The 25,025-nt window shown below is 41.3% G+C and carries 25 protein-coding genes and 1 pseudogene; 5 read left to right on the forward strand and 21 right to left on the reverse strand.

Annotated features, from left to right (window positions below):
- Positions 1 to 40: 40 nt before the first annotated feature.
- The 5 genes from ppdK to pdxR all read right to left on the reverse strand — a co-directional run bounded on the left by ppdK (position 41) and on the right by pdxR (position 6,666).
- Complete coding sequence (gene ppdK, locus J2S25_RS00240; RefSeq protein WP_307190926.1) at positions 41 to 2,713, reverse strand: pyruvate, phosphate dikinase; 2,673 nt, start codon at positions 2,711 to 2,713, stop codon at positions 41 to 43.
- A 4-nt stretch (positions 2,714 to 2,717) separates the two neighbouring features.
- The gene (locus J2S25_RS00245; protein WP_307190927.1) at positions 2,718 to 3,530 is read right to left on the reverse strand and encodes a pyruvate, water dikinase regulatory protein; all 813 of its coding nucleotides are present in this window, start codon (positions 3,528 to 3,530) and stop codon (positions 2,718 to 2,720) included.
- 14 nt (positions 3,531 to 3,544) lie between these two features.
- Positions 3,545 to 4,192: a transcriptional regulator CcpN gene (ccpN, locus tag J2S25_RS00250; protein WP_307190928.1), complete on the reverse strand. Its 648-nt coding sequence runs from the start codon at positions 4,190 to 4,192 to the stop codon at positions 3,545 to 3,547.
- A 246-nt stretch (positions 4,193 to 4,438) separates the two neighbouring features.
- Entirely contained in the window at positions 4,439 to 5,194 is a 756-nt protein-coding gene (locus tag J2S25_RS00255; protein WP_044394754.1) for an exodeoxyribonuclease III, read from the reverse strand.
- Positions 5,195 to 5,256: 62 nt separating this feature from the next.
- Positions 5,257 to 6,666, reverse strand: a complete 1,410-nt coding sequence (pdxR, locus tag J2S25_RS00260; RefSeq protein ID WP_307190929.1) for a MocR-like pyridoxine biosynthesis transcription factor PdxR — start codon at positions 6,664 to 6,666, stop codon at positions 5,257 to 5,259.
- A gap of 137 nt (positions 6,667 to 6,803) precedes the next feature.
- Here pdxR and J2S25_RS00265 point away from each other — a divergent pair, with 137 nt between their 5' ends.
- Positions 6,804 to 7,697 (forward strand): DMT family transporter, encoded by an 894-nt coding sequence (locus tag J2S25_RS00265; RefSeq protein WP_307190930.1) that lies wholly within the window; start codon positions 6,804 to 6,806, stop codon positions 7,695 to 7,697.
- A gap of 54 nt (positions 7,698 to 7,751) precedes the next feature.
- On the opposite strand, the gene J2S25_RS00270 is transcribed toward J2S25_RS00265, so the two are convergent.
- From J2S25_RS00270 to J2S25_RS00290, 5 genes and pseudogenes are all read right to left on the reverse strand, one after another.
- Positions 7,752 to 8,621 carry a DUF3307 domain-containing protein gene (locus J2S25_RS00270; protein WP_307190931.1) on the reverse strand — a complete coding sequence of 290 codons (870 nt, stop codon included), beginning with the start codon at positions 8,619 to 8,621 and terminating at the stop codon, positions 7,752 to 7,754.
- Positions 8,622 to 8,642: 21 nt separating this feature from the next.
- The gene (locus J2S25_RS00275; protein ID WP_307190932.1) at positions 8,643 to 9,380 is read right to left on the reverse strand and encodes a hypothetical protein; all 738 of its coding nucleotides are present in this window, start codon (positions 9,378 to 9,380) and stop codon (positions 8,643 to 8,645) included.
- Positions 9,381 to 9,551: 171 nt separating this feature from the next.
- Positions 9,552 to 9,950, reverse strand: a complete 399-nt coding sequence (locus J2S25_RS20110; RefSeq protein ID WP_439117476.1) for a peptidylprolyl isomerase — start codon at positions 9,948 to 9,950, stop codon at positions 9,552 to 9,554.
- A gap of 396 nt (positions 9,951 to 10,346) precedes the next feature.
- Positions 10,347 to 11,501 (reverse strand): annotated as a pseudogene (locus J2S25_RS00285) (recombinase family protein); the annotation flags it as partial.
- 417 nt (positions 11,502 to 11,918) lie between these two features.
- Complete coding sequence (locus J2S25_RS00290; RefSeq protein WP_307190933.1) at positions 11,919 to 12,356, reverse strand: peptidylprolyl isomerase; 438 nt, start codon at positions 12,354 to 12,356, stop codon at positions 11,919 to 11,921.
- 449 nt (positions 12,357 to 12,805) lie between these two features.
- Here J2S25_RS00290 and J2S25_RS00295 point away from each other — a divergent pair, with 449 nt between their 5' ends.
- Positions 12,806 to 13,297: a VanZ family protein gene (locus J2S25_RS00295; protein ID WP_307190934.1), complete on the forward strand. Its 492-nt coding sequence runs from the start codon at positions 12,806 to 12,808 to the stop codon at positions 13,295 to 13,297.
- Positions 13,287 to 13,766 carry a GNAT family N-acetyltransferase gene (locus J2S25_RS00300; protein WP_307190935.1) on the forward strand — a complete coding sequence of 160 codons (480 nt, stop codon included), beginning with the start codon at positions 13,287 to 13,289 and terminating at the stop codon, positions 13,764 to 13,766. The genes J2S25_RS00295 and J2S25_RS00300 overlap by 11 nt, the downstream gene beginning before the upstream one ends.
- A gap of 102 nt (positions 13,767 to 13,868) precedes the next feature.
- Here the strand turns inward: J2S25_RS00300 and mug are convergent, their stop codons facing one another.
- The 5 genes from mug to fdhF form a co-directional block, all read right to left on the reverse strand.
- Positions 13,869 to 14,387 carry a G/U mismatch-specific DNA glycosylase gene (mug, locus tag J2S25_RS00305; RefSeq protein ID WP_307190936.1) on the reverse strand — a complete coding sequence of 173 codons (519 nt, stop codon included), beginning with the start codon at positions 14,385 to 14,387 and terminating at the stop codon, positions 13,869 to 13,871.
- A 52-nt stretch (positions 14,388 to 14,439) separates the two neighbouring features.
- Entirely contained in the window at positions 14,440 to 14,658 is a 219-nt protein-coding gene (locus tag J2S25_RS00310; protein WP_307190937.1) for a hypothetical protein, read from the reverse strand.
- Between the two features lie 57 nt (positions 14,659 to 14,715).
- The gene (fdhD, locus tag J2S25_RS00315; RefSeq protein ID WP_044394737.1) at positions 14,716 to 15,537 is read right to left on the reverse strand and encodes a formate dehydrogenase accessory sulfurtransferase FdhD; all 822 of its coding nucleotides are present in this window, start codon (positions 15,535 to 15,537) and stop codon (positions 14,716 to 14,718) included.
- 130 nt (positions 15,538 to 15,667) lie between these two features.
- Positions 15,668 to 16,222, reverse strand: a complete 555-nt coding sequence (locus J2S25_RS00320) for a helical membrane plugin domain-containing protein (protein WP_044394735.1) — start codon at positions 16,220 to 16,222, stop codon at positions 15,668 to 15,670.
- Positions 16,215 to 19,160, reverse strand: a complete 2,946-nt coding sequence (fdhF, locus tag J2S25_RS00325) for a formate dehydrogenase subunit alpha (RefSeq protein WP_439117477.1) — start codon at positions 19,158 to 19,160, stop codon at positions 16,215 to 16,217. The genes J2S25_RS00320 and fdhF overlap by 8 nt, the downstream gene beginning before the upstream one ends.
- 201 nt (positions 19,161 to 19,361) lie before the next feature.
- On the opposite strand from fdhF, the gene J2S25_RS00330 reads away from it, so the two are divergent.
- A complete protein-coding gene (locus J2S25_RS00330) occupies positions 19,362 to 19,508 on the forward strand; it encodes a hypothetical protein (protein WP_307190939.1) in 147 nt (48 codons plus the stop codon).
- Positions 19,509 to 19,564: 56 nt separating this feature from the next.
- On the opposite strand, the gene J2S25_RS00335 is transcribed toward J2S25_RS00330, so the two are convergent.
- From J2S25_RS00335 to J2S25_RS00355, 5 genes are all read right to left on the reverse strand, one after another.
- Positions 19,565 to 19,807 carry a hypothetical protein gene (locus J2S25_RS00335; protein WP_044394728.1) on the reverse strand — a complete coding sequence of 81 codons (243 nt, stop codon included), beginning with the start codon at positions 19,805 to 19,807 and terminating at the stop codon, positions 19,565 to 19,567.
- A 121-nt stretch (positions 19,808 to 19,928) separates the two neighbouring features.
- On the reverse strand, positions 19,929 to 20,117 hold the full coding sequence (locus J2S25_RS00340; RefSeq protein WP_044394726.1) for a hypothetical protein: 189 nt from the start codon (positions 20,115 to 20,117) through the stop codon (positions 19,929 to 19,931).
- Positions 20,118 to 20,308: 191 nt separating this feature from the next.
- Entirely contained in the window at positions 20,309 to 21,241 is a 933-nt protein-coding gene (locus tag J2S25_RS00345; protein ID WP_307190940.1) for a c-type cytochrome, read from the reverse strand.
- A gap of 332 nt (positions 21,242 to 21,573) precedes the next feature.
- Positions 21,574 to 22,419: a YihY/virulence factor BrkB family protein gene (locus J2S25_RS00350; RefSeq protein ID WP_307191038.1), complete on the reverse strand. Its 846-nt coding sequence runs from the start codon at positions 22,417 to 22,419 to the stop codon at positions 21,574 to 21,576.
- A gap of 129 nt (positions 22,420 to 22,548) precedes the next feature.
- Positions 22,549 to 23,304, reverse strand: a complete 756-nt coding sequence (locus J2S25_RS00355) for a TraR/DksA C4-type zinc finger protein (protein ID WP_307190941.1) — start codon at positions 23,302 to 23,304, stop codon at positions 22,549 to 22,551.
- 150 nt (positions 23,305 to 23,454) lie between these two features.
- Here J2S25_RS00355 and J2S25_RS00360 point away from each other — a divergent pair, with 150 nt between their 5' ends.
- Positions 23,455 to 24,225: a hypothetical protein gene (locus J2S25_RS00360; protein WP_307190942.1), complete on the forward strand. Its 771-nt coding sequence runs from the start codon at positions 23,455 to 23,457 to the stop codon at positions 24,223 to 24,225.
- Positions 24,226 to 24,257: 32 nt separating this feature from the next.
- On the opposite strand, the gene J2S25_RS00365 is transcribed toward J2S25_RS00360, so the two are convergent.
- On the reverse strand, positions 24,258 to 25,022 hold the full coding sequence (locus tag J2S25_RS00365) for a LysM peptidoglycan-binding and 3D domain-containing protein (RefSeq protein ID WP_307190943.1): 765 nt from the start codon (positions 25,020 to 25,022) through the stop codon (positions 24,258 to 24,260).
- Between the last annotated feature and the right edge of the window lie 3 nt (positions 25,023 to 25,025).

Below are 25,025 nucleotides of genomic sequence, written 5' to 3' on the forward strand. Positions count from 1 at the left end.
AAGAAAAGGAGCGTGGTTTTAGCGCACGCCCCATAGATCGCTATTTTGCTGTTACAGCTTCTTTGTGGTTATTTTTACCAAAACGGATGGTTGCCTGTGCTGCAGCAAGTCTCGCAAGTGGCACGCGGTAAGGAGAGCAACTGACGTAGTCAAGTCCAGCCTGATAGCAGAATTCAATCGAACTCTTCTCCCCGCCATGTTCCCCGCAAATTCCAGTCTTCAAACCTGGCTTTGTTTTGCGGCCAAGTTCCACGCCTATCTCCACTAACTTGCCCACTCCCTCACGGTCCAAAACGGCAAATGGATTTTCAGGAAGGACTTTTTGCTCGATATAAGTCTGTAGGAATTTTCCCTCTGCATCGTCTCGGCTGTATCCAAATGTTGTTTGCGTGAGGTCATTTGTTCCAAATGAGAAGAAATCTGCTTCCTCGGCAATTTGATCTGCAGTTAGTGCTGCACGAGGAATTTCAATCATCGTACCCACTGTATATTCAAACTGCTTGCCTGTTTCTTCTTTTATGCTAAGTGCAGCTGCGTTCACAAGCTCACGCATTTCTTTCAACTCATTTACATGGCCTACTAACGGAATCATGATTTCAGGCTTTGCCTCAATCCCTTTGTCAGCGAGGTTCGCTACTGCATAAAAGATTGCTCTAGCCTGCATTTCATATATTTCAGGATGAATCATCCCTAGGCGGCAGCCACGGTGTCCAAGCATTGGATTGAACTCATCCAGCTGGCGCACTTTCTTCAGCAATGCTTCTTTTTCCTTAAGTTCCTTTGATTCCGGATTCAAAATTTGCAGTTTTGTAATCTCCACCAAAAGTTCTTCTTTATCAGGCAGGAACTCGTGCAATGGAGGATCAAGCAAGCGAATCGTCACAGGCAGTCCCTGCATCACTTCCAAGATTCCTTCAAAATCCCCTTGTTGCATTGGCAGGAGTTCATCAAGTGCGGCATTGCGCTCGTCAAAAGTTTCAGCAAGAATCATTTTCTGCACAATTGGTACCCTGGCAGCGTCCATGAACATATGCTCTGTACGGCAAAGGCCGATACCGCCAGCACCAAACTCCAGTGCTTTAGCAGAATCCTCAGGATTATCTGCATTCGCACGAACGCCAATTTTTCGCTCCTCATCTGCCCATGACAGTAATAATTGGAACTCGGCAGAAAGCTCAGGTTCAATCATTGGGATTTCGCCAAGCATGATTTCACCTGTTCCCCCATCAATCGTGATGATATCCCCGTGCTTCACGATAACTTCGCCAACTTGAAACTTTCTTTCGTGCAAATCGATTTTCATCGCTTCGCATCCGCAAATACAGGCTTTCCCCATGCCTCTAGCCACTACTGCAGCATGACTTGTCATTCCGCCGCGGCTGGTCACAACAGCCTGGGCAGAAATAATCCCATGGATATCATCAGGAGTCGTTTCCGGGCGCACAAGAATGACCTTTTGGCCTTCATTTGCCAGCAACTCAGCTTCATCTGCATCAAAAACAACCTTGCCGGTAGCGGCACCAGGTGACGCAGGAAGACCTTTCGCTAGCTGGTTGCGTTCATGATTTTCATCAATCCTGCGGTGAAGAAGCTGGTCAAGCTGTTCCGGATCTACACGGAGCAAGGCAGTCTTTTTATCAATAATTCCTTCTTTCACAAGCTCTGTGGCAATTCGGATAGCCGCCTGTGCCGTGCGTTTCCCCGTCCGTGTCTGGAGGATGAATAGTTCCCCGCGTTCTACCGTAAATTCAATATCCTGCATGTCCTCGTAATGCTGTTCAAGCCGGTTGCAAGTGTCCACGAATTGCCGATACACAGCAGGCATTTCATCTTTTAATGTCTGGATTGGCTGTGGAGTCCGGATGCCTGCCACGACATCTTCTCCCTGTGCGTTGATCAAGTATTCTCCATACAGGATGCTTTCGCCAGTTGATGGATCCCTCGTAAAAGCAACCCCGGTTCCCGAGTCATTTCCCATATTCCCAAATACCATGCTCTGAATATTTACCGCTGTTCCTAAATGGGATGGAATTTTATTTAAACGTCGATACACGATCGCCCGTTGATTGTTCCATGAGTCAAATACAGCATTGATCGAAAGGAAAAGCTGTTCCTTTGGATCCTGAGGAAAAGGTTTCCTCGTATGCTTTGTCACGATCTTCTTATATTCTTCGATGACTTCCATCCAATCTTCTGCCATCATTTGAGGATCTGAATGATAGCCTTTTGCTTTCCTTGTTTCTTCTAGCAAACGCTCGAAGAAGAACACGTCGATATCAAGCACGACATTGCTGAACATCTGGATGAAACGGCGGTATGAATCGTACGCAAATCTTGGATTATTTGTAAGCTTCGCCATTCCTTCAACCGTTTCATCGTTCATGCCGAGATTCAGAACGGTATCCATCATTCCCGGCATGGAGAATACTGCACCAGACCGTACAGAGACTAGGAGCGGGTTCTCAAGATTCCCGAGCTTCTTTCCCGTTTTTTCTTCGAGCTCATCAAGTGCTTCTAGCACCTGAGCTTTCACTTCTGCGGTGATCATCTTTCCAGCGTCATAATAAGCGGTACATGCCTCAGTCGAAATCGTGAATCCGTAAGGCACTGGAAGTCCAATACGTGTCATTTCCGCCAGATTGGCACCCTTTCCACCTAGTATTTCTTTCATTCCGCTATTTCCTTCATTAAAAAGATGCACATATTTAGACATTCGCTTAGCTCCTCTCGCTTTTTAAAATCTCCAGTATTAGCCCTGCAGTTTCTTCAATCGCCTTATTGGAAACATTGATGACCGGGCAGCCAACACGTTTCATGATTTTTTCTGCATAATCCAGTTCTTCAAGAATTCTTTCATAACTGGCATAGTTCGCTCTGGCCCCAAGGCCAAGTGCTTTCAGCCTTTCCGTTCTGATTGCATTCAGCTTATCTGGCGAAATGATCAATCCTACACATTTGTTTCTAGAAATCTGGAACAATTCATCCGGCGGTTTGACTTCAGGAACGATTGGTACATTGGCTACCTTGTAACGCTTATGGGCAAGGTACATGGATAATGGGGTTTTTGATGTTCGGGAAACGCCGATCAAGACAATATCAGCCCTTACTATTCCTCGTGGATCCCGGCCGTCGTCGTATTTGACCGCAAATTCGATTGCTTCGATCTTGCGGAAGTACTCGTCGTCCAATTTGCGCATCAATCCCGGCCGATGGTTAGGTTCTTTGTTGAACTTCTTTTCAAAGGCTTTCATCAGTGGATTCAACAAGTCAACTGCGTATATCCCCTCCTCTTGAGCCCTTCGATCCAAATAGGCTTTCAGTGCCGGTACAACAATGGTATAGGCGATGATGGAATGTCCTTGCCTAGCTATCAACAATATGTCCTCAATGTCTTCCTCGTTTTCAACATATGAATGCTTTCTAATATCTACCTGTCCGCCGTTAAACTGTGTTGCCACTGCTTTCACTACAAATTCTGCTGTTTCTCCGACAGAGTCGGATACCACATAGACAACTTCCTTCCGTTCCAAAGTCCGCTCACATCCTAGACAAATTTTTGCTCAGCAATTTCTAAAAATACCTTAGTAATCGTTGTTTTCGTTATTCGTCCGATGACCTCATATAAATTAGGATTACTGTTGAGTTCCCGAACGACAGGAAGTGAATCAATTTTGTTCGTTATCAGTTTCCTTGCAGCCTGAATTAGCTTTTCTTCTGGCTTTACCGTTATGATGTTCGGCATTCTGGTCATGATCACGCTAACTGGGAGATACTCAAGGTTCTTATTTCCAATCGAAGCCCTTAGTAAATCCTTTCGCGAAATAACTCCAGCCAGCCCCCCCTCTGAAGTGACTGCATACAAAGTTCCCACATCCTCAAGGAACATCTGGACGATTGCATCATACACAGAGGAAGATTTTTGTACCACAATCGGATGTCCTTTATAATCATTTACTTTTAAGTTTAGTATCTCTGTCGGTTGAAATGGTCTCTCTTTGTCCTTATTGAAGAAATAGCCGACTCTCGGCCTTGCTTCAAGACTGCCCGCCATCGTCAGAATCGCCAGGTCGGGACGAAGGGTTGCCCGTGTCAGCTTCAGCTTCTCAGCAATCTGTTCACCAGTAATCGGTCCGTCCTCTTTGACGATTTGCACGATTTCCTCCTGCCGTTTTGTAAGTTTAATAGAACTCACCACCAACGTCCCCCAATAATAATTATGTAATATTATTAAGGATTTTTTAATGTGTTATCCTTATTAATTTATAGTATATAACATTTGGGAGGAAAGCAAAAGAAAAGGTTTTATTATTTATGAATTTCTTTTAAAAGCGTTGTTTTCAGCTCGTTTACCCTCCATTTTATAAAGGGAATTAGGTCATACTGTTTAATTTTTATGCAAAAAAATCCCCTGGAACACTATCCAGAGGACTCAAAAAACTTATTTATTTAATTCAAGTATCACAGGACAGTGGTCGCTGCCCATGACGAAACATTCTGCTCCTGCTTGATGAATGGCTGGTGCCAGTTTTTCTGACACAATGAAGTAATCAATCCGCCAGCCAATATTTCTTTCTCTCACCTTATTCATATACGACCACCAAGTGTACACATCCCTGGCATCAGGGTGCAAATATCGGAATGAATCAACAAAACCGCTGTTGAGCAGTTCTGTCATTTTCCCTCGTTCCTCCTCTGTAAAACCGGAGTTCCCGTGATTCGATTTAGGATTTTTTAAGTCCTCTTCTTTGTGTGCGACATTAAGGTCCCCGCAAAGGACCACAGGTTTCGCAATTTCTAATTCAAGCAAGTATTCCCGCAGCTTAACTTCCCACGATAAACGGTAGCCTAAACGAGCAAGATCACGTTGTGAGTTTGGGGTATAGACATTGACGACATAAAAACTGTCGAACTCGAGGGTGATGGCCCTGCCCTCATGATCGTGTTCAGTTGACCCAATACCGTATGTTACTGATACAGGCTCTTGCCTCGAAAAAACTGCAGTCCCTGAATACCCTTTCTTCTCCGCATAGTTCCAGAACTGGTGATACCCTTCTAATTCAAGGCTGATTTGGCCTTCCTGAAGCTTCGTTTCCTGAATGCAAAACAAATCTGCGTCCGCTTCCCGAAAAAAATCCAAAAAACCCTTTTGGGCACAAGCCCTAATGCCATTCACATTCCATGATACTAATTTCATAAATCCTATTCTCCTCGGTGTTTTATTTAGCTGCTATGTGGACAATCTCCTATTCTTTTATTCTAACAGTCTTTAATCAACGATTCTAATACAGCGATTCCCTTAACAATGTCATCAATCCGGCCATTTGCAAAAGAGAGCCTGAAATACTGGTTTTTTTGGTTTGAATAGATCTTGCCAGGATTAATCAGTACTCCATGCGCGAGAGCTTTCCGGTATAAATCAGACAAAGCAACTTCCGGATTGAATTTAACCCAGATGAAAAATCCCCCTGCAGGCTGTTCCCATTCAGCATACCGGCTTAAGTGAGTATCCAATGCCTGCAGTGCTGCATTTCTGCGCGCCTTCAAATGCTTTCTTACTGTTAGTAAATGCTGCTCATACAATCCGCTTGAAAGCCATTCTGCAGCTGCTCTTTGAGAAATGGAACTTGTCCCATAGTCCGTTTGCATTTTCAGGTCTGCCAGGCGATCCATTACGGCTTCCGGACCGACAATCCAGCCAATCCTAAGTCCTGGATTCAGGCTTTTTGACAGGCTGCCTAAATATAAGACATTGCCATTCCTGTCATGAGATTTGATAGGCAAAGGCGGCGGACTGTCCAGCCAAAGGTCACTATAAACATCGTCCTCTATTATTGGAATTTGTTTTTGCTCCGCCAGCTTGAGCAGCTCCTGTCTTCTTTTCCATCCCATTAATGCACCAGTAGGATTATGAAAAGTCGGGTGACAATATAATACAGAATATTTATTTTGATGAGCAGCTTCTATTTTTTCAGGAAGGATGCCTTCTTTGTCCATTGGGATTCCTTGAAGCTTCATGCCAGCTGATTGAAAAGTAGATAAAGAATTTACATAAGAGGGATCCTCCAGGAAAACTGTTGATCCCCTTTCCAGCAAGCCTATAGAAATAAGATGGAGCGCTTGCAAAGCACCAGAAACTACTATGATGGAAGAGGTTGAAACTTTGATGTCTTTTTGACTAAGGTATTTCGAGATTGCCTCTCTTAAAAGTAGATTCCCCTTCGGATCCTCATACCCGAAAGGTTCCAAATTTCGTCCCACTTTTGTGATTACAGCCCTCATATCGTCTAGCGGGAATAAATCTTTTGAGAGCTCACCCTTACTGAGCTGAATCAAGTTTTCATTTGATTCTGCCTGGTTTATCGCCTGAACAGTTGGTATGCTCGCTTGATGAGCGCCAAGCTTTACCTGTTCATTCCAATTCACAAGAGGAACTGCCCGCATCAACGTCCACGTGTTATTGATTACCACAGTCCCCATTCCGAGTTTTCCTTCAATCAGTCCATCTGCTGCCAATTCGTCGAGCGCTGTAATAATAGTACTACGGTTCACTTCAAATTGCCTGGCGAGCTCGCGCTGGCTTGGAAGTCTGCTGCCCACTGGCCAGGTACCGTTCGTAATCTGTTCTTTTATATAGGCACTAATCAGTTTGTACTTCGGTGCTTTCATTGGCAGGCTTCCTTCCAAAATTGGTTGGTTTTATAAAACTCCTATTGGATGGATACATTTTACCAAGCACAATGTATATTGGGAAGACATAAGAGAAATGAAGAATAAATTGGTAGGGTTTTTTAGGGGTGGATGACATGAATATTAGACTGACAATAGCGCACTTGCTCGTCATCTTATTATGGGGTTCGGCATTCGCCGGTATAAAACATGGGCTTGAAGGATATTCTCCTGAGCAACTGAGCTTCCTTCGGCTCCTAGTAGGCTCTCTTACACTAGCTTTTTATGCTGCTATCACCAAAATGAAGCTGCCGGAAATGAAGGATTTACCCGTCATCTTCCTGTTCGGATTTCTGGGATTTGCAGTTTATCAAACAGCCCTGAATTTCGGGGAACAAACAGTCAACGCTGGTGCAGCTAGTTTGCTTGTATCTACATCGCCTGTTTTCATAGGATTGTTAGGGAGGATCTTCTTTCAGGAGCGTGTTGGAAGAATGTACTGGACTGGCGCTGCCATCAGTATGGGAGGAATCTTTCTTATATCCACTGAATCTGGTGGCGGGTTCGAACTAGGAATGGGAGTCGTTTTCATCTTGATTGCTTCCTTGTCAGAATCACTCTACTTTGTATTCCAAAAAAAATATTTGAAAAAATACGGTCCCCTTCCTTTTACTGCGTATACGATCTGGACGGCTGCCTTCTTAATGAGTTTCTTTGCTCCCGGAACTTTAACACAAATCGCTTCGGCACCTTTAGGGTCTACAGTAAGCGCTGTCTATCTAGGGGTTTTCCCTACAGTAATAGCCTACTTCGCTCTAGCCTATATAATGGCCAAATCCGGCGCGTCTGAAGCAGCCAGTTCATTGTATCTTACACCTGCCGCTTCTTTTCTGGTAGCCTGGGTGTGGTTGGGAGAAATCCCAAGCTTTTTGACCATTGCGGGAGGTATGACCACATTACTCGGAGTTTCCCTGACTTACCTCCCTAAAAGGAAGGAACTGCCGGAGTCCTTATTAGAGATCAAAGGGTAGCTGTTCGGTCTCTCCTCCTGTCTAGTTAATCAGCAGTAATCTTCCTTTGCTCAGTTAGTTGAGTAATTCCCTTAGAAGGATACCGAACAGGATGCCCAGAAACATGGAAGTCAATGTTCCGAGCAAGAAATATTCAGCCCAGTCCCGGTCATCCATCTGCTTGAAACGCGCAATCGACTTAGCAGTGACAATGAAGGCAATTGCCGGGTAAGAACTATAATAAGTCAGAAGAATGACCAGCAACCGTTCAATATAGCCAATCAGTTTCCCTCGGGACATATCATGCTTATTGAAGATCATGTAGCTGTATTGTTCGGAAAGTCCACTTTCTCCTTTATTCCGGGGGGATAAAGGCTCCTTCCATTCATTTTTAAAGCTATATTTCCCTTCAAAGGTCAATAGTTGCCCAGGAAGAGAGCCAAGCAGGATCCTGACGATATGCCCACTGACCGTTGTACCCAAGATCAAAATGATGAAAATAACCAGTAGCACGGTAGCAGCATCCAGTTGCCGGCCTTCTGTAAAAAGAAGCTCTAAAAACCTTTGTATACTCGAAACCATGGGAACCCTATAAAACAATTGCAGTGCAGCCAGCAGCATTGTCCCATGAAGAAGCTGATCGAGAACAAAAAACCAAAGGCTATTAAAGTTATAACTTGCTGTATATTGATCAATCAGCTTAATTTTGAACAAGTCTATGATCAAATGAGAAGAAGTAATAAATATTACCGGTAAAACGACGGCCATCATCGGATCCGTTTGCTTGTTAAAAAGGAACCATCCTCCAACTAGGACAATTGTATTGACGATAAAATGATGTAGTAAATGCTTTTTCAAACTTCCGAGCTTGTCCTCCACCATTCGATCCGTCTGCAGGTAAAAGTCAGCTAGTAAATGAGCAACAATAAGACTTAATAAAAGCATGCCTTCTCCTTTCTCCAGAACCTAGAGGCTGAAAACTTCCCGCAACTGGCTTTTAATGTCATCTTTTATTTTAACTTCGACACTGTTCTCTGAGTCAGCATAATTTCTCCTTTGAAGAGATTCCAATACACTGACAATGTCCTGAAAACTTTTCAGAACCTGTTCACTGTGACCCTTTTTAAAATGACTGTAAACAGTAGGAGCAGACCGCCCAAGAATATCGGCGACTGCCTTCTGCTTGCCATAAATAAGGTACAGGGAACAAACCAATCTCTGTATATCTGTTTGATGGGTGATTAATACATTTTGAAGGCTAAGCATGCCATTCATCAAAATCTGATGCTCTGGTTGACGACCATCAGTCAGGAAAAAAAAAGATTCTCTGTCTTTTTGCTTTTTTAGATGCTCGTTTGCGATTCTTGCCTGTTTAACGATCGGATGAATCCATTTTTCAATCTCAATAGCTTCTATGCTTTTCTCAATGTTGCCAAACGACAATCCGAAATATGGTGCATTCTGTTGAAACTTCCATATTCGGCTGATATAAAAAGCAGTAATAAAAGCAGTTGAATATCCTTCGGCCAAAAAAATCAATTCATCTCCGGCCCGGTGATGAACCTGAATACTTCCGGAATTTCCGTACCATTTTTTCACCGTCGATTCAAGCTGACCTATATAATTGCTCAATGTTTCTCCATTCTCCACTGAGGAAGAATTCGATACATCCATTATAAAAACTGAAGCCGGTCGCATTGTCATTCCACCCTGCTAACAAATTAGATCTCATAATCTAATTTATAATAAATTAGATAGTATAGTCAAATTTATTTATTATTAGCCTGACATGCCATATCTCAATTCCATTTTAACAGGATCATACGTTCGGTTCAATGATTAAAAAAAGAGCTTTAAAGCTCTTTTTTACATTGACTATCCTTCTGTTACGACGACCTTTTCCATTACATCCCCATTGCTCATCGCTTTTGCTGCTTCCAAATTGGAAGTAACTTTTCCAAAAACAGTGTGAACACCGTTTAAATGCGGCTGAGATTCATGAACGATGAAGAACTGGCTTCCTCCTGTATCTTTACCTGCATGCGCCATAGAAAGTGAACCCGGTACATGCTTGTGCGGGTTGCCTTCTGTTTCACATTTGATGGTATATCCTGGTCCGCCAGTACCTGTTCCAGTAGGAACATTTGACCACCCTTTATTTTCACTATCATTAATAGGAAGAAAACTATTTTCTAGGGCTTTTTCTATGGTTATATTAAATTTTATTAATAGAGCCTCTTTACTGATAGCCACCTCTCTAACAACCTGAGCCATCATCACTTTTCTTTTCTCTAGGCTTTGCTCAATTTGGTAGTTCTCTACCCAATTTTTTAACTGTTGCTTTAGCTTATCAAGGTCTGAGCTAGTTACCTCAACTTCCTCAATATCTTTCTTTAGAGCATCTATCTTTTTATTTAGCTCCTCTTTTTTCTTATAATACTCCTCCATTTTATTGGAGACAAAATCAAGGCTTATTTTTGACTTTCCTGACATTATATCATCAAACAGCTTTTCTACATTAGCAAGAGATTTCACTGTTTCTTCTTTCTGTTGCTCCAATTCTTTTAGCTGTATCTTTCTTGTATCTATCTCCTTAAAGTCAAAAGCATCCTTCTCCGCATTAAAAGCATCTAAATTAATTGAGTTGACTGCCAGTAGCACTTCCTGCTCTACCTGCTTATCTATTGTAACAGCTCCAAAGGCTCTTTGCTTGTGTCCTTCTGGAGTATTCCTTGCATGATGACAAGTATATCTATAAGTCCTGTATTCTTGTACTGAGCCATCTACCCTTACATTTTTCTTGTTTGTAAAATCAGCTTTTAGCTTATGCCCACAGTAGCCACAAACTGCAAAGCCAGATAATAAAAGATTAGAATTAGTAGGAGTCCTGTTCTCAGATGATGCTCCTGTCTTTTTAACCCTCTTATCCATAATATCCTGTACTTTTTTAAACTGCTCCTCAGGGATAATTACAAGCTCCTGATTAAAAGGCTGTAACTGCCATTCATCCCTTTTAGTTTCTTTTCTTTTCTTAGTTCTAGCTCCCACAAATTCAGTAGTATTGTATTTCTTATAGCCCATATAAATTGGATTTCTCATCATTCTTGTTATTGTATTGTGTCTCCAGAGCTTTCCTCTGTTAGTTAATTCCATTCCATTCAGCTCCTGAGCTATTGTAGAGCCTCCCATACTTCTCTCAATAGTCCAGTCAAATATTAGCTTTACAATCTTAGCCTCATTTGGATTGATTACTAGCTTTTTTACTGTCTTATCTTTTTTACTATTTCTTTTCTCTCCTGTATCCTCAATCTGATAACCAAAAGGAATAGTACCTCCAAGATAGTAACCTTCCTCATTAAGCTGTTGCATTGCATCCTTTACCCTCATTGAGGTTTTTTTGCTTTCACCCTCTGATTGCCAATACCTAATAAAATTCATAAGAGCATTTCCATGCTCCTGATTTTTTAGCTCTCCTTCTTTAACAGACCATACTTTTACTCCTAGCTCATACAATGATGCTATCCATAAACTGTACTCCATTTGTCTGCCCAATCTATCAGAATGGTAAACAAGTAATACATCAAACTCTTTAGCCTCAGCTCCTGCTTTAATCACTTTTAATGTATCTCTATCCTCAATAGCAGTTTTGTAACCTGAGAGCTTTTCTGTGAGTTCCTTTTCTATTGTCCATCCCATTTTGTCAGCAAAGGCATGACATTGAGAGGACTGCATTGGAATATCATCTCCCTCTGCTCCTTGCCTATCAGTAGATACTCTATAAGATGTCCATGCTCTAATTTTATTTTCCATATTTATGCTCCTCATTTAGGGTGACTTTTGACTCTATACCTGTGTTATTTCATATCCACTATTATAAACTAAAATATATTCTTCTACAATGAAAATAGAGAGTAGCCCTCAGCTCCCTTAAAATGTTTTTCAACAATGGACTTTCTAAGCAATTGTTCAAAATCCTTAACAGCTTTTTTACTCTGTTCCCCATCCTTTATAAACTCTAAAATAACCTTTCTTCCTTTTGTGCTTTCAAGAGATGTTAGCCTAATACACTCTCCTGCTTCCTCTAATAAAAATGGTCTCCCATGATATAATGTTCATCTAAGTTAGCCTCCTGTAAAAGTTCTACAGAGTGGCATTTAGATTGCTTAACTGTGACAGGAGAGTTGTATGTAAAAAAAGACAAAAAAAAGAGCAGGAGCTATGCCCCTACCCTGTTGTTAAGGTTTAGGCATCAAATACCTCTACCTTTTCCATTACATCTCCATTTTTCATGTTCTTAGCTGTTTCAAGACCTGATGTTACCTGCCCAAAAACAGTATGCACTCCATTAAGATGAGGCTGTGGCTCATGTACAATAAAGAATTGACTAGAACCAGTATCTCTACCTGCATGAGCCATAGACAAAGAACCTGCTAAATGCTTATGAGGATTGCCCTCAGTTTCACACTTGATTGTAGTTCCACTTCCACCTGCTCCTGTTCCTGTTGGGTCTCCTCCTTGTGATACAAAGCCTGGAATAACCCTGTGAAACACTACTCCATTATAAAAACCTGAGTTAGCAAGTTTTTCAAAGTTAGCAACTGTGTTAGGAGCTTCATTTGGGAACAAATCAAACTCAATTTTCTCCCCGTTTTGCATAAGGATATAACCTTTTTTAGCCATGTTTTAACATCTCCTTTTATGTAAAATCAGTCTTAATAATAACATTATTGAATGCAAAAAGAAAAGACAGAGCCTTTTAAAAGCCGTGCCTCAATTCTGATGCAATTGAAAAAGGGCAAAAAAAAGAGCTTATCAGCTCCCCTATCTTGCTTACCTCAAGAATACTCTTTGTAAGCTCCCAAGAAGCCATAAGCTCAACCATATCAAGACTTTTAGCATCTTTAGTATAAGGGAGGTCTTTTGTTACCTTGAAATTGTATTTTTTTATAAAGTATGTGTTAAAATATAACTGCCTCTGCCGAACATTCGCTTGTTGCGGGACACTTAACCACTGTACGGACGGCAGAGGCCCTGCTTTGCAGGTTCACCGCAATAATCTGTGAAGCCTTGCCGTGGTAAGGTTTTTTATTTTGATGACCAAAATATAGATTGTGATATTAGGAGATTACATGATTAATCAAATAAATTTCAAATACAAAAAGTGGATATCAGCCACATCTTACGGCCTTTTCATCCTATACATCATCCTTGTTGCAGTTTTGTTATTCCTCAGTCCCTACAGGCAGGCAGCATATGAGCTTAACACAGCGGGATCAAATCCCTATAACATCATTCCATTCAAAACAATTATAGACTATATCAAAGCGTCCTCCCATATCAATCAAAGCATATGGATTTCCAACCTGTTTGGCAATATTTTGGCATTCCTGCCATTGGGCATCTTCCTCCCATGGTTGTTTGAGCGATTCATCGGATTCTGGAGGACATCCGGAACTATTCTTCTCGCAACTTCACTTGTCGAGAGCCTTCAGTTTCTTACCAGGGTCGGCAGTTTTGATATTGATGATATCATTCTTAACACACTGGGCGGAGCAACAGGCTATGTGCTAATCAGAATTACTTATCAGCTTTTTATGAGGGGGAATCAAGGTGGAAATTAGGGGGCTAACTCCAGGCGAACAGCCTCCCTGGGATCTGCTGCTTCTTGCCGATCCTTCACGGGACATGGCATCTCAATATTTAGAAGAAGGTTTGTTTTATATAGCTGTATCGGATGCCAGTGAAACCCTGGGAGTAATCGTGCTGCTTCCCGTAGGAGGACACAGCATAGAAATAAAAAACCTGGCAGTCGCGGAACCTGCTCAAGGCAAAGGCATCGGAAAAAGCCTACTTGCGCATGGAATCCAAGTGGCCAGGAAAAAAGCTTATAAAACCATCGAAATTGGGACAGGCAATTCGAGCATCAACCAGCTTGCTCTTTACCAGAAAGCCGGCTTCAGGATTATCGGCATCCTCCACGACTATTTTTTGAAGAATTACCCTGAACCCATATACGAAAACGGGATCCAGTGCAGGGATATGATCAGACTGACGATGTGTTTGAGTAATGAAACAAAAGAAAAATTGTAGTATAACGCTTAATTTAACTTACATTATTATTTAGAAAATTCTTGTTGGTCACCAATCACGCTTATTGGTGACCTCTTTTTCTCTTTTTCAATATTTTGCTCGCTAATCTGTTTTTAATTGTTCAATCCAATCTGGCAATTGTTTATAAATAGCGACTATTTCATCTAGCTTCATTCTGACAAGGCCACTTGAGGATGGGGCGACGAAATCGATTGTTCCTGCAACAACAGATTCGTTCTGCTTTCCCCATGGTAAATCTTTCTTTCCGCTGTATTGCTGATAAACTCCTTTCCCAACAAAGCAGACAATTTTTGGACGGTATTCCTCGATTTTCTGCCGGAGTGCCGGCTTTCCCTCCTGGTATTCGTCTTTCGTAATTTCATCTGCTGCCTTGGTCGGTCTTGCCACGATATTTGTCATGCCGAATCCTAGTTCCAAAAGCTTAAAATCCTCTGAGGAATCATATTTGATAGGGGTAATCCCGGCTTCAAAAAGAATCTTCCAAAACCTGTTATTTGGATTGGCGTAATGATGCCCTGTTTCGGATGAGCGGATGCTTGGATTGAAACCGACAAAGACAATATCTAGATTTTTCTTTATATGGTCTGATATTGGCTGCATAAGCTCTCCCCTCTTTCTCTTTATATCTCCCTGTACAACAAGGTCTAAAAATTCATAATTGGAACAGAAAATCATAGTACATCGTTTCGGCATTCTCAAATGAATATGCATCTGCAACGTGATCTAACAGTTCGGCATCGATGCTGTCTTCAAGCGCGCTGATCCACATATTGTAGCCATGTTGATCATAAACAGTGGAGAAGCCTGCACGTTCGAACATCTCTTTTTCACCCATTCTATCACCCTTCCGCTCTCCCCTCCATTTTCCCATACTTTCACATCCCTTATACTATCTCAAAGATGGAAGGAAAAAAGAAAAGCCAGGGGTTTATACCTGACTTTCTATGACATTATTGTTTGCTTCTACAATGCGTTCTGGATGGGTATAAACATTCAGTGAACCATTTCTGATAAAACCTATTGTTGTTATTCCTAGTTCATCGGCTAGCTTAAGGGCAAGCTCGGTTGGAGCGGACTTCGATAATACGATCGGGCAACCGATCTTGGCAACTTTCAACAGAATCTCAGAGGAAATCCGGCCGCTGAAAACAATCACTTTATCCTGAATCGAAATATCATTCTTCAGGCAATGCCCAAAAATTTTATCGAGTGCATTGTGGCGTCCTATATCCATTCGTGACACGACTGGGCCAAACAGACTGCAAAGAGACGCGTTATGGACTCCCCCTGTATTTTGAAAAAGTTCTGCGGATTCTTGCATTTCCTCCATAAGCCTGAAGCAATCTTCAACTTCGAGCTCCGTCCTTACCCCGTGAAGTTTTTTTGCTATCATAGCATCTGTCGCAAATACAAATCCAGATCTGCTTGCTCCACAGCATGATGTTAAATAACGTTTCCCCTGTAGATCCTTATAAATAGAATTGGATCGAGAAGTTTTTACATGAACAAATCCCTCTTTTTCCTGAATCCATAAATCTTCTATATCGGTATATTTTTTGATGATTCCTTCCGAAGCGAGATACCCTATGACCATTTCTTCGATATAATCTGGCGTGCAGACCATTGTCACGAGTTCTTCTCCATTCACTTTCACAGTGATAGTGAATTCTGTAACAATGCTGTCTTCCAGTCTTTCGGCTTGGCCATTCCCGAAACGAAGGATTTCCCTTTTCACTTCGACTGGTTTCACAACAGCCATCCTCTCTATTTGAGTTTACCTTATCGTCCTTTACTTTTATCCCATTAAAAAATTTTAAAACTTGAAAAAGCAGGGAGCACTGATTTCAAATGAGATCAGGATGCCCCCTGCATTATCTTTTTTACCGATTCTCCAGCCTGCCATCCTTGCTCTGATGAAGATCCTGATTTTCCGGAAGCTGGGTCGTCCTTTCCAGCCCTTCCGTTTTTTCCCCCATGCCTTTGAGGAATTCAAAAAGCAGAGACAGAGCGCGATTGATTTCCGGATCCTTCAATGAACGGACGATGTCGAAGTAACCAAGCTTGTCATCATCACTATCCCTGTATTCTGCCACTCTGGCAACCCCGGAATTCAATTTCAACAATAGCGGCTCAAGCTGCTGGACATTGATGGTTCCGAGAACACCTACCATCAGCAATAAGTTTTTTAAGGTATTGGTAGCTTCAGCATTATCCGCTGCTTTAACTAAAACATTAAGGACTTTATCCCCTTCGCTGAACAATCCATCAAGAAGCGACAGAACGCCGCGCTCCTTCATATGCTTGATGATGTCTAGTGATTGTAATATGGATTCTTTGTTATCAATTAATGCCGTCTCGATTTCTTCCAGATCTAACTTTCTTTTCTGTTCCGCTGTCAACTCGATCCGGTTAATAGTTGTGATTGCTTTAGCCATGCTGTGCCCTCTCCTTTTTCACAAGATCCCCAGGGAAAATATAATCTGGACGAGCCCACTTTTTCTGGACTTGGACACCGATTTGCGGCTGTGGATTTCCGTACCTGAAGTTGGTCCTTGGCAATGGATTGACGCCTTCATATTGAAGAATTTCCATTTTCGCTTTCGTTTCCTTATAAGCAGGTGTGTCTGTGTCCTTATCTGCAAAGCTGCTTGTTAGGAGATTGATTGCCGCATCGCCCTGATCGTTCATTGGCAGATAGACTTCCTTTCCCTTAACTCTGTCTGTTACCACACATCTAACTTTGGCATTTCCATAGGGAGAGGTTAATCTGACTAAAGTTCCATCTTTCAAGCCTCTTTCTTCGGCAAGCTTAGGTGAGACTTCAAGGAATGTTTCTGGTGTTTTTGAAGAAATTCCTTTTGATTTATAAGTAAGATTTCCTTCATGGAAATGCTCCAACAAACGGCCATTATTGACATGAATGTCATATTGTTCACCAAACTGAATAGGAATGGACCATTTTACTGGGTATAGCCTTGCCTTTCCATCAGGAAACGGAAATCCATCCAAATAAAGAACGGGACTGTCAGTACCATCCGGTTGTACCGGCCATTGAAGGCTGTTGTATCCTTCCATACGTTCATAACTGACACCAGCGTAGATCGGCATTAGGCTTGCTGCTTCTGCCATAATTTCACTTGGGTGTTCATACGTCCACCCTGCACCGAGGCGGTTTGCCACTTCCATCAAAATCTGCCAATCTGGTTTTGACTCACCTGCTGGCTCAAACACCTGGTACAAGCGCTGAATTCTGCGCTCCGTATTCGTGAATGTGCCTTCTTTTTCAAAACTAGGGCTTGCCGGCAGCACTACATCAGCGAATTGTGCTGTCTTTGTGAAAAAAACATCCTGGACAACAAAGAAATCTAGCTTTTCATAGCCTGCCTGGACATGATTAATGTTGGAGTCGACAAGTCCCATCTCTTCCCCTTTAACATAAAGCGCTTTGAGCGAACCATCATGCATGCCTTCTACCATTTCATGATTGTTAAAGCCTGGCTTTGCTGGTAGCACTGTGCCCCATGACTGTTCGAATTTTTGCCGCACTGCATCATCATATACCTTTTGATACCCTGGCAATGAATCTGGTGAACTGCCAAAATCGCCTGCACCCTGTACATTATTGTGCCCTCGAAGTGGGTACGCACCAGTGCCGGGGCGACCATAGTTTCCTGTGATCAACAATAAGTTGGAAATTGCAGTACTAGTATCACTTCCACCAAGATGCTGTGTAACTCCCATTGCCCATAGTGCACATACCCTTTTGGCATCATGAATGTTTTTAGCGATTTCAATGAGTGTATCTTTTGATAGTCCGGAAGTTTTTTCGGCATAATCAAGGGTAAAACCACCTAGGCTGTCAACGTACTCACCAAGACCATTTACTTTATTTTCCAAAAACTCTTTATCAGCCCAGCCTTGATCAATAATATATTTCGTTACCGCCGAGATCCAAACTAAGTCGCTCCCTGCTTTTGGTCTAACGAACAGATCCGCACGGCTTGCCATTTCATGCTCACGAAGATCTGCTACAATCAGTTTTTGCCCATTTAATTTTTGAGCACGTTTTACCCTTGTAGCTAGGACCGGATGTGCTTCAGCTGTATTCGATCCGATGATGATAACCAAATCAGCCATTGCGATATCTTCGAATGATCCTGCATCCCCTCCATACCCAACTGTTCTGAACAACCCTACTGTAGCAGGCGTCTGACAGTATCTGGAGCAATTGTCGATATTATTTGTACCGATTACCGATCTGGCAAGCTTTTGCATTAAATAAGACTCTTCGTTTGTGCATTTGGATGAACTAATGAAGCCTAGGGAATCAGGACCATATTCCTTTTTGATTTCAGTGAATTTCTTCGCCATCAGGTCCAATGCTTCCTCCCATTCAGCCTCCCGAAAACTGTCACCTTCCCGAATAAGCGGCTTCGTCAAACGTTCCTCGCTATTGACATAATCCCAGCCAAACTTCCCTTTTATACAAGTTGAAATGCCATTTGCAGGTGCTTCTGCGGGTGGTTCCACCTTCAGGATGTGCCGTCCTTTCGTCCATACGTCGAAACTGCAACCAACACCACAGTAGGTGCAAACAGTCTTGGTTTTCTTAATTCTTGAGTCCCTCATCTCCGATTCTATATCGGAAATAGTTAAAATGGAACCATATCCCGTTTCTACTCCTTTGGTAATCTCAATCATCGGACGTAGAGTTTCTTTTGCAATTCCTGTCAAGAAACCAGCTTCGCCTTCCATTCCTTTTTCCATCATCGCATTACAAGGACAAACTGTTGAACAATGTCCGCAAGATACACAGGATGATTCATTGATCGGAACACCATTGTCCCAAATAACTCTCGGACGATCACTGTCCCAGTCAATTCTCAAGGTTTCCGTTACCTGGACATCCTGGCATGCTTCGACACATCTTCCGCATAAAATACATTGATCCGGATCATAACGATAGAAAGGGTTGGATTCATCCTTTTCATATGGTTTCTGATCAAATGGAATACTCTGATGGTTGATTTTCATTTCTTTAACTGTGTTATGTACCTCACAAGTCCCATTATTGTAATCACAGACTGTACAGTACAGTTCATGGTTATGAAGGATGTTATCCATTGCGATCGTTTGTGCCTGCTTGACGTCAGGCGCAACTGTGTCAATGACATCCCCATCTTTTAGAACGGTTGAGCATGATCTAACCAATTGTCCATTTACTTCTACAATACAGGTATCGCATGTCTCGATCGGTCCAAGACTTGGATGAAAGCACACACTTGGTACCTCAATCGAGCTGTCTGAAAGGTATTGAAGAATTGTTTGATTTCCATCAGCCATCACTTCGGCTCCGTTGATTGTTACGTTCATTTTGCCAGACAAAGCTTCATCTTCCTTTCTGTATATAAATCACTCTTTTTTTTCCTACCCTTTTAGTAAGCATTCCTAACCAATTTTTTTTGTTTTTTTTAAAGATTGTTGGAATTGGAATATTAATGATGAGAAAAATGGAGTTGTGTTTGCATGATTTTTATCAGAAAAGGGAAAAATCCAATGAGGAGGTTGATCCGAGTGAAAAAAGAGCAAAACAAAGACGATGCATCGGAGCAGGACCAGCAGCACAGCATGGTATGCAATGATCAATTATTTTTCCAAGAACTTAGAATTGCCGCTGAAGAGGCAGAACGTGATCATATGGAAGAGGTTGAGAATGAGTGAAAATATTTACAAAAAAAGAGAAAGGTCATTTGTAAAATGGCCTTTCTCTGTCACGATCAGTTAAGAAATCTGTCCCTTTGTGCAGCTTCTTCTTCTCGCTGAGCTTCACGGTCTTCATACCAAAATTTTATGTGGGTTAAAATGGAGAACACCAGAAAAAAATTCATTGTCCAGACACTAACAAACGGGGCAATCCCTCCAAAATCAATAGCTTCATATTTTTTCAGGCTCATAACAATATAGGACTCAATAAACACTAGGACAAATCCGGCTACGCCTGCAATCGACATCCGCATCATAATCAATAACCACCTTATCGTTTATTCAGATTATTTAAATAATACGATTAATTATTGATTGCTGCAACTGTTTTGTTCACTTTATTGTCACTTTTATTTATTGACAATTTGTCATATTAATTTATCGATTTAACCGCTTCTGTTTCAGCATGATTTCATATGATTTTTCGATAATATCTGATAAAACATCCCCTTTGTATATTCTGCCAATCTTCGTATGTTCTTGATAGTATTCCACGATTTCATCAAGCTTGTCCGAGGTTTCCCTAGTGACCCTGACGTTTAATTGAATCCTCTGAGTTTCATTCATTTGCCAAACTTCCCTTCAAAATTAAAACACTTATCTATCAGCTAGCAATTTGATAGTATGCAGTTATATACTGCTATTGATTCTTAGTCACTGTTTATTTTAGCATATTCACATACTTACATATCATTTTATTTAATGATAATATAGAGAAACCCAGCACCTACTTAAAAGTGCTGGGTTTCTCTATGTCCTTATTTCTTTACCGTAACCATTGCCTCCCAATCGATTGTCCCGTTCTTAATTTGCTCTCGTTTTTCGTTATTCATAATATCTGCTGGTCTGCCGCCTTTTGGCCAGTCCTTTTCATGCCCTTTAAACTCTGGCCGATCATGGCTAAGGATATATGCAGCCACATCGATTGCCTGCTGATCCGTCAATGTTCCTCCCTGTCCCTTAGGCATATTTTTTTGAACATATCCTGCCATGTTCGTCAGTCTTGACATGCCCGCTCCATCATTAAAGGAATTTTCTCCCCATAGAGCCGGTCCCGTGTTAGGACCAGTACCTCCTCCATCTGCTGCATGACAGCTTGCACAGGATTGTGCATACACCTTTTCTCCATCCTCTATACTTGGAACTGGAAATTGTTTTTGCTCTTTGGCTGCTCTCCAGGGAATATCCGCCCCTGCTGGTATTCCTTCAGACAAATAATGCAAATAAGCAATCATTGCCCTCATTTCTTTACTGTCTTCAGGAATCATTTGGCCATTCATACTTCGGATCATACATCCGTTAATTCGATCCTCAAGTGTAAATACTTCTCCTTCACGAGGCCTATACTCTGGGTAAACAGCAGTTAGGCCGATCATAGGGGCCCCATTTTGGACTGTGCCTCCATTTGCGTGACAGCTTGCACAGGATAAATTATTGCCTACATATTCATCGGCTATTGTATTCGTATCCATCATTAAATCATAACCATATTTTATGCTTTCACCTAGTGGCCCATCTGGAACATCCTCGATGCTTGGCGGATTAAACTCAATTGTATTGCTAGCCATTCCTTCTGACTGCTGTGGCGCAGTCGTTGTTTCTGAGGCTCCAAGATCTTGACTGATTTTCCAGCCGATAAATAACGATCCTAAGATCAAAAATCCAATAATAATTGCGAGACCGTTCTTCATTTCTATTCCTCCCTATGTAGATTTTCCAATTTAGAAATTCATTTTCCCTATACCCATTCTAGTGTAAAACACACTAGAATTTTCTATTAAATGTGTAGAAACAGTGAAAACTTAATGGCTTTGAATTTTTTTTAAAGTATAAAAAAAGAAACTGGAATAATCCAGTTCCTACTTCTCTTTCTCATAGAAATAAATTACGGTTTTAAAACAACTTTAATGCAATCGTCCTTTCTGTCGTTAAATAACGTATATGGAATCTTTGCCAATAATTAACTTACTCTCTACAGTCCTTCAAGTTAAACAAAAACAGCAGGAATGTTTCCCTGCTGTTTTTACCCGTTCACTGAAATTTTTTGAACAATTTGTTTTTCCCCCATCTTGTCTCTATGGTAAATCGCATTTATTTCACCACCTAGTACGAGTGCCAATCCTGTCAGAAACAACCAAAGCATTAACACGATCACTCCGCCAAGACTACCGTATGTTGCCGAGTAGTTTGAAAAATTGCTGACATAAAAAGAAAATCCGAGAGAAATCAGCTGCCAAACAATAGTAGCAAAAATTGCTCCTGGCAATACATGCGTAAATGGATAATGCTTGTTTGGAGCAATTCGATACAATCCTGTCAGTACAATTACCATAACAGCAATCCCTGTAATCCACCTGATCACTTGGAAGATTATATCATATGGTTCCGGAATGGGAATGATCGTTTGGATCATATTTAATATGACATTCCCGAAAACCGGGAGCAATAACGCAACTACAAAAGCGAGGATTAACCCAAGTGTCAATAGAATCGAGACAAGCCTTGCCTTAAGGAAGGATCGCGTTTCCTTTATATCATAGGCAACATTTATCGCTTTCATAAATGCGTTCATCCCATTTGACGCAGACCAGATCGTACCGATGATCCCGAAAGTAAGCAGTCCGCCATTTCGTTCACTTACGAGCTTTACTACATTATCTCTTAATAATTGTGCGGATTCTTCTGGCAACATTTGATTGATTACATCGATTGCCTTTTGCTGGTCGATATTTAAGTAGGGAACGATGGCAATTAACAAAATCAGCAATGGAAACAAGGCAAGCATATAATAATATGCCTGTTGGGCAGCAAGACCGGTTACTCGATCTTTTTTCAGCTCGCCGAACAAACTTTTCCCATAACGTTTCATTTTCTCTTTCACTAAACGCACACCTCATTTCTCCATTTACAATATGCTTGTCTATTCCCCGACTTAAGCGATTTTAATCATCGTCGACAGCCAAAAAAAAGACCAGCTTGGTCTTTTTTTTGGCGTTCTCTACTTATCTTTTTCAACATACGGATCGTGTTCGTAAGCAGGTAGGTCTCCAAATGACGTCATGATATTTTCTTTGTCCAACTCCTCTTCGTATTTTTCGTGCTGTTTATTTGGATATATCTTTATTTCTTTTCCGGTGATATCATTGCCAACAAAGTTTTCAAAATCCTCGACATATCCAATGTTTTCTTCCGATTCAATATACATTTCATTATAATCTGCTTTCGGTTCAATGAAATCGGAGGGAGTCTCTGAAGTGCCCCAACTGGCTACTTCCTGCCACGTATCTTCTGCGTCAAACCCAACATTTTCCTCTTTATCATCTAAATCAAATTTCCCAAATGGCGGGATTAATACTCCTTCTTCAATCGGACGATTATGTGAAACGGTCCTGTCAAGTGTGTGTTCTATACAAAACCTCGTATCCGGCACTGCTTTTAACCGTTCAAAAGGAATGTCGTTTCCGCATGTTTCACACTTTCCATAACTTCCTGTCTCGATCGCCTGTAATGCTAAATTGATATTATTTAGCAGGTATTCCGCGTGATCGTTAAGTGCAATATCTTTCTCACGTTCAAATAACTCTGTTCCTTCATCACCTGGGTGGTTATCATAACTAGAAAGCTCTCCTGTTGATTCATGGGTATGGCCACTCCTTAAATCGAAATGGTCGTTGGCAGCTAGATGGCCTTCTAGCTCCTTTTTATTTTTAAGTAGTTCTACTTGTAATTCCCTTACCTGCTCGTCTGGTAGCATATTTGCCGCCCCTTTCCTTGTCCCAGTTTTTATTAGCTTGCTGCATCTGCGTTTTTTCATGAACGGTAATTAGTGTTATCTTTCGCAAGTACCAATTAAAGGGGAAAACACATAAGATGTAAGAAACTTATTTTATGGAGTGATTATCCTATGCCTTTATTTGTCAATGATTTTGTCTCCCCACAAGTTTTCAGCAACCAACAAAAAGTTGAGGAACCTGAAAATCAGGCAAAATTTCACATAAATTACCTTCATGAAGTGTTAAATGAACAGGAAAAACTTAACAATGAGTTGTCTGGAAGTGTTATAAAATTTGAAAATACATTTCAAGAGAACAGACAGGAACAACTGCAACAGTTTAAGTCACTGTTTTCCACACTTGCAAAGCAGGAAACAATATCCGAGAAAGTGATCGAGAATATATATGAGCAAAAAGAATCGACTTCTGATCTGGACGAAAAATTAATGAAGTTAGAAAAAATGCATGAACAGCTTTCAAAAACACTCTTAAGCGAGGAACTGACAAACCAGGCAATTTTGGACCAGCTGGCCTATCAGCAGTCGATGATCGTCGACTTAAACAGAAAACTGCTCGAATACGAGGATGTCACCAAGTCACTTGTTATTCAGGAGCAGAAGCAGGAACTACTACAAAATATGGTTAAAAATCATATGGACTTGCAAGGAGTTTACCATGAAACCGTTATGGAACAACTCTGTAAGCAGGATGCTGTCGGAGAAAGAATTTCAGATCAATTGAGTGAAATAAAAAACGTCCATTCAAATATGGCTAAAGATTTCCTCGAAAAGCTTGAAAACCATTATTCCAAATGGACCAGTTTTCTTTTCAGCTTCATCCTACCAAACATCCGCCAACAGAAAAAAATAATAAAAAAAGAAAAGAGCCAGAAAGAGCATTGACTACGGTCAATGCTCTTTTATCCTAATCATTATTAATCGAGAATTGTCACCTTTACTTGCTTTCGGCCCCATTCGACTGCTCCGTCCTGCGAAGGTATAAATACATCTATGCGATTGCCTTTGATCGCTCCACCGGTATCTTCAGCTGTTGCGTAACCGTATCCTTCCACATAAACTTTTGAGCCAAGTGGAATCACAGAAGGATCAACAGCAATAACTTTCGCATCAGAATTTGCCTTCAGATTTACTCCAGTCTTGGTAATCCCTGAGCATCCGGGGCAATTTGCTGTATACGCAGTCGCCTCAACGGTTAATCGGTTCGTTGTAGCAGCAGGCTTTACTGCGGTTGTCGTTTTTTCAACAGGTGCTGACACCGGAGTTACTACTGGAGCAGCTGGTTGCTTTTTAGCAGAAGATTTCTCTGTCTTTATTTCAATTGGAATATCGGTATAAACTTCCAGCTTCATCCCAGGATAGATCAGGTCAGAAGATAATTTATTTGATTTTTTTAGTTCCTCAACAGTAACGTTATATGCTTTCGATAGTTTCCAAAGGGTATCCCCTTTTCGCACTTGCACGTATTTTATAGGGGAAACTTCTAATAAATCATTTGGGTGGATTACATTATTCGAAAGATTATTCCATTTCTTTAATGAATTTACTGACACGCCGTATTCCTTCGAAAGACCCCAAAGTGTATCCCCTTTATGTACGACGATCTCCTCTGCCTGTGCTTGTGTCCCGGCAGCCACAGAAATTGCCGCAGCTGCAACCAAAGATACTATTGATTTTTTCATTTG

Origin of the sequence: Mesobacillus stamsii (assembly GCF_030814065.1) — a bacterium.
Classification (GTDB): Bacteria; Bacillota; Bacilli; order Bacillales; family Cytobacillaceae; genus Mesobacillus; species Mesobacillus stamsii.